We start from the raw sequence: 5,168 nt of genomic DNA, 5'->3' as shown, positions 1-5,168 counted from the left end.
CCCCCCCCCCCCAACCCTCCGACGGCCACGGCTCACCACCAGCCGCCGCGACGACATCGCCGCGGCCGGCGGTCGACGCTTGGTGGGAAACCGCAGGCCGAAGGGCCGAACTGTTGCGGTTTGGCGCCAAACCGCAACCTTGCGGCGACGCCGAGCCGCCTCCGAACGCCTCAGGCCGGGGGTCAGCGGATGGTGACCTGGCGGTTGGCGAGGCCGTTGCGGGCCGAGCGCTGCTCGGGGGTGAGGTCGGAGGTGTCGGCGAGGGCGGCGTCGAGCTTGGCCTTGAAGGCGGCGGCGGGCTCCTCGAGTGCCTCGGCGCCCGTGCCGACGGCGAGGTCCCACACGGGCACGAGCAGGCCGTGGGCGCGGAACATGCCGACGAGGCGGGCGTCGGGGACGATGACGTCGTCGCCGGTGACGTGGAGGCGGGCGAGGGCGTCGAGGAGGGCGTCCTCGGGCTCGGGCATCGCCCAGCGCAGGTGCTCCTTGGCGCCCATACGGGTCCAGTAGGCGGCCTCGACGCTGGTGAGGCGGTCGGTCGGGGCGGCCGCACCCTCGGCCTGCTCGAGGGCCTGGGCGAGCTCGGAGGTCTCCTCCATGTCGGCCACCCAGTAGTCGAAGCCCTCGTGCACCGTGACGGCGAGGGGGGCGGCGGGGTCGAGGAGGTCCTGGAGGCGCGGGCCCTCGCCGGGGGCGCTGGTGAGGCCGATCATGCCGGCGCCGGGCTCGGCCTCGAGGGCGGCGAGGAGGACGGCGGCGAGGTCGCGCGAGGGGTCGCCGAAGTTGTGCTGCACCTGCAGGCCCAGCCAGATGTCGCCGGAGTCGCGCACCATCGCGGGCGCGGCCATGGGCAGCAGGGTGCACAGCTGCACGGTGCGACCGGCGTGCTCGCCGACGAGGGTCAGCGGCACGGTGGCGGCGGGCACCAGCTCGCGCAGCGCCACGAGGTCGGGCTCGGAGGCGAAGCCTTCGAAGGGCCGCTTGACGAACACGGTGCCGCCGCCGGGGGCGCCGTGGCAGGCCTTGTAGCGCTTGCCGGAGCCGCACGGGCAGGGCTGGCGGGGGCCGACCCCACCCGGAGCGGGAGCCTCGGAGGCGGCCTGGTTCTTCGCGCGGTTCTTCTTCGCCATGACCCGCAAACTACTGGGCGAGCGAAGTCTCACCCGCCGCGGGGCCGAAGCGCTCCTCGAGCAGGTCGAGCATGTAGCGCGGTCGATCGCTGATCACGGCGCGCACCCCGGCGTCCAGGCAGAGCTGGAGGTCCTTCTCCTTGTTGACCGTCCAGACGTGGATGTCGCGCCCGCTGCGGCTGATCGACTCGGCCAGTCGCGGGTGCTCGCGCAGCAGCTTGATGCCGGGCCCGACGATCCAGTCACGCCCGATCACGCGGCGCAGCATCTGCCAGTAGTTGGGCTTGTCGACCAGCTGCACCAGCTGCACCTCGGGCGCCAGGCGCTCCACGCGCTGCAGGGCCGTGAAGGAGAAGCTCATCACCCGCACGGGCGCGCCGGCCTCGTGCCAGCCGAAGTCGCGCAGCATCTCGACCAGCCGCTTCTCCACGAGGCCGCCGTAGCGGGTGGGGTGCTTGGTCTCGATGGCCACCTCGACGCGGCGGTCGTAGTCGGCCACCGTCTCAAGCAGCTTGCGCAGCGTGAGGACGCCGCGGTCGTCGTCCTCGTGCTCGGCGGCCTCGTCGTCGAGCTCGGCCCAGGGGTTCTTCCAGGCGGCGAAGTCGAGGTCGGAGAGGTCGGCCAGCTCCATGGTCGAGACGAGACCCTTGCTGGACGCCGTGCGCTTGAGGTCGCGGTCGTGCACGCACACGAGGTGGCCGTCGGCGGTGAGACGGACGTCGCACTCCAGGCCGTCGGCGCCGGAGTCGAGGGCCTCGAGGTAGGCGCGCAGCGTGTGCTCGGCGAGCTCGTGGCTGGCCCCGCGGTGGGCGACGACCTGCGGGCGAGGGGACTGGGTGTCCACGGTGACGATTGTGTCAGCCTGCGCGTCGGCACGTCACGCGGTCCGGCGCGCAGCCGCGTCACGCCTGGCGGGCGGACCCCGCCACCGCGCCCAGCAGCGCGTCGAGGCCGGCGCGGTCGGCGCGTCGTCCTGACACCGACACCTCGAAGGACGCCGTGCCGTCGCCGCCGGCGACCCAGCGGAAGAAGTTCAGGCGCAGGCGACCCCGGGCGTCGAGGTAGCTGAAGTAGACCGCGTCGTCCGTGGTGCGGAAGACGTCGACCGAGTCGAGGTCGCGCGAGTCGAGGAGGGCGGCGCGCTTGGCGGCGACCGCTTGCGCCACCGTGGCGCCCGCCGGCACGCCGCCGGCTGCGTCGCCGGCTGGGTCGCCCGCTGGGTCGCCGGCGGCCGGGAGCACCCGCACGCGCAAGTTGTAGCCGCCGACGGCGGGCTCGTCGGCCGGACGCCAGCGCACCTGCGCCTGCCGGTCGACAGCGGCGCCCGTGAGCAGGCCGGCGTCACCGGAGTCGGCACTCACCGCCGAGGCCGCCCAGTCGGCCGGCGCCTGGTAGGTCCAGCGGCGGCCGTCGGCGCTGACGGTGTGGCTGGCCGACGCGGTGCGTGCGATGGCGGCGGTGAGGGCCGGGTAGTCGATGTCGGCGGCGGGCGCGGAGGTCGGGGACGTCGGGCTCGTGGACGCCGCCGGCGCATCCGATCCGCCGGTGGCCGGGGCGCTGGACGGCGGGCTGCTGGGGCGCGACGGCGTCGAGGCGGCAGACGACGGGCGGGCGGGTGCGTCGTCCGCGAGGAGGCGCACGGCGCCGAGGCCGGCGCCGAACGCGACCGCCAGCACCAACAGCGCGAGGACGGCGGTGCGCGCGCCGCTCCGCGACTCCCCAGCAGGCGCGGCGGCCGGACCGGCGAGCGCACGCTGCAGCGCGGCGACGAAGGTCGGGACGTCGGGCCAGCGGTCGGCCGGGTCGATGGCGAGCGCGCGGAGGAGCACGTCGTCCACCGCGGGCGGCACGGTGACCAGCCGGGAGGGCGGCGGCGGCAGCACGGGCGCGCCGAGCGCGGCCAGCCCGCCCTCGCGCACGGGTCGCCCGGTGAGGAGGTGGTAGGCGACGGCGGCGAGCGCGTGGACGTCGGCGCGCAGGTCGAGCCCCTCGCCGCGGGCCTGCTCGGGCGCCATGTAGGCGGGCGTGCCCACGACCTGCGTGAGGCCGCTGGCCTGGGCGATGGCCTTGGCCAGGCCGAGGTCGGCCACGAGCACCTGCTCGCCACCACCGGGGGCCGAGGCGAGGAGCAGGTTGCGGGGCGCGAGGTCGCGGTGGATGACGCCGCTGCGGTGGAGGGCGGCGACGCCGGCTCCCGCCTGGGTGATCAGGTCGACGACCCGGGCCGGGTCGAGCGGGACGCCCGGCTCGAGCAGGTCGGCGAGCGTGCCGCGGTCGGCGTAGGTCATCACGAAGTAGGGGGTCTGCTCGTGGTCGCCGATGTCGTAGACCCGCACCACGTGGTCGGCGTCCGCACGGCGCAGGATGCGCGCCTCCTCGACGAAGCGCTCACGGACGTCGAGACGCTGGGCCCAGTTGTCGGCCAGCGCCTTGACCGCGACGGGCGAGTCGAGATCGTCGTCGTGGTAGAGCCACACGGTGGCGAAGGCGCCCGCCCCGAGTCGCTCGACCCTGCGGAGCCTCCCGAGTCGTTCAGGCAGGGACACGCTCGGCATTGTGCCCCGCGACGCCCGGTCGACACGGGGTCGGCCGGGCGTCGGGGGCTCAGCAGGGTTCAGGTGCAGGCTCAGCGCGGGCCGCCGAGGACGCCGATCCCGCGGCCCGAGCCGATGGCGTGGCAGGCGCCGGTGAGCGTGCACGACGCCACGCTCACCCGCGGCTCGGCGGCCGAGCCGGTGTGCCGCAGCACCACGACGTGGCCGTCGTCGGCGAGGGTGAGGTCGCGGGCACCGCGCGGCAGGGCGACGCGGGCGATCACCCGCCCCGTGGCCGATGCACGGACGACGGCCGTGCGCTGCTCGGTGGAGCTGGGCTGCTCGCTTCCGCCGGCATCGGCGAAGGCGACCACGCGGGTGCCGTCGGGCGAGTAGGGAGCTGAGGCGGCGAGGGAGCCGGGCGCCGTCCACCCGGGGGAGGCAGCGGTGCCGTCGGTGCTGGTGCGGCCCCCGGCGATGCCGCCCTCAGCGCTGGTGTCGGCGCTCGTGGATCCGACGAAGAAGGAGCGGCCGGCGCTGAAGCGGGCTCCTGCGACGCCGCGGGCGAGTGGCGCGGCGTGGCTGCCGTCGAGGTTCGAGCGGTAGTAGACCGTGGCGGCCGGGCGGGTGCTGGGCAGCGGCAGCCAGGCGGTGATCAGCTCGGTGCCGCGGGAGCCGGCGAACACCGCGGTGCCCTCGGCGGCGAGGTCGCCCGCGGGCGCCGGCACCAGCCGCTCGCGACCCGTCGCCAGGTCGACCACCTCGTAGTGGGCGTCGTCGCGGGCGCGGCTGACGTAGCGGCTGCCCGAGGCGTCGAAGGCACCGCCGCGCGTGCCGAGGGCCGCCTGAGTGGTGCGACCGGCCGCGGTGACCTTCAGCAGCCGCACGTACGGTCCGTCCGCCGGCACGTCCTCCACGACCCAGCCGCTGCCCGAGCGGTGCACGGCCGCCACCTCGGTGACGCCCTGCAGCCGGACGACGCGGGCGCCGTCGTGGATGGCCGTGTCGCTCGCCCACAGCAGGGGCGTCGCGGAGCGGGGGGCCTGGGCGGCGGGGGCCTGGGTGTTGGGGGCCTGGATGTTGCCGGTGCTGGTGCTGGTGCTGGCGGTGCTGCCGGCACTCGAGCGCCGCGCCATGACGTCGGTGGCATCACCCGCACGGCCGGCGTCGGTGCTGCGGAGGGCCGTGCCCGCGGCGGAGGGCGTCTGCGCAGTGTGGCTCTGCGCCGCGGGCGCGTCGCCCGTCGCGTGGGCGGCGAGGGCGGCGCCCACGCCGCCGGTGAGTCCCACAACCGCCGCGGTGGCGAGCACCAGCCGGGCGCGGGCGCCGGCCGAGCGGCGGGCGGGGCGCTGGGGGAACTGCTCGAAGCGGGGGGTCTGGTTGCTGTTGATCTCGTTCATGCCCCGTGTGACGCCGGTTCCGGCCGGCTGGTTCTCGCGCGGGCCGACTTTTTCTCCTGCGGCTCTCCCGGGGCCGCCGGAGGGTTGGGGGGGGGGGGGGGGGG

Annotated in this window: 4 protein-coding genes; all 4 read right to left on the bottom strand. The window is 75.9% G+C overall.

Annotation, left to right across the window (positions count from 1 at the left end):
• Positions 1-182 precede the first annotated feature (182 nt).
• Complete coding sequence (locus tag ACERUN_RS18490; RefSeq protein WP_370291582.1) at positions 183-1,130, bottom strand: DUF5926 family protein; 948 nt, start codon at positions 1,128-1,130, stop codon at positions 183-185.
• 10 nt (positions 1,131-1,140) lie between these two features.
• Positions 1,141-1,974, bottom strand: coding sequence for a glycerophosphodiester phosphodiesterase (locus tag ACERUN_RS18485; RefSeq protein WP_370291581.1), 834 nt, complete (start codon positions 1,972-1,974; stop codon positions 1,141-1,143).
• A gap of 58 nt (positions 1,975-2,032) precedes the next feature.
• The gene (locus tag ACERUN_RS18480; protein WP_370291580.1) at positions 2,033-3,676 is read right to left on the bottom strand and encodes a serine/threonine-protein kinase; all 1,644 of its coding nucleotides are present in this window, start codon (positions 3,674-3,676) and stop codon (positions 2,033-2,035) included.
• Positions 3,677-3,756: 80 nt separating this feature from the next.
• Positions 3,757-5,064: a hypothetical protein gene (locus ACERUN_RS18475; protein ID WP_370291579.1), complete on the bottom strand. Its 1,308-nt coding sequence runs from the start codon at positions 5,062-5,064 to the stop codon at positions 3,757-3,759.
• Between the last annotated feature and the right edge of the window lie 104 nt (positions 5,065-5,168).

Origin of the sequence: Nocardioides sp. (assembly GCF_964229035.1) — a bacterium.
GTDB lineage: Bacteria > Actinomycetota > Actinomycetes > Propionibacteriales > Nocardioidaceae > Nocardioides.
The sequence above is the reverse complement of the archived record's forward strand: the minus strand, read 5'-3'. Positions and strand labels throughout refer to the sequence as shown.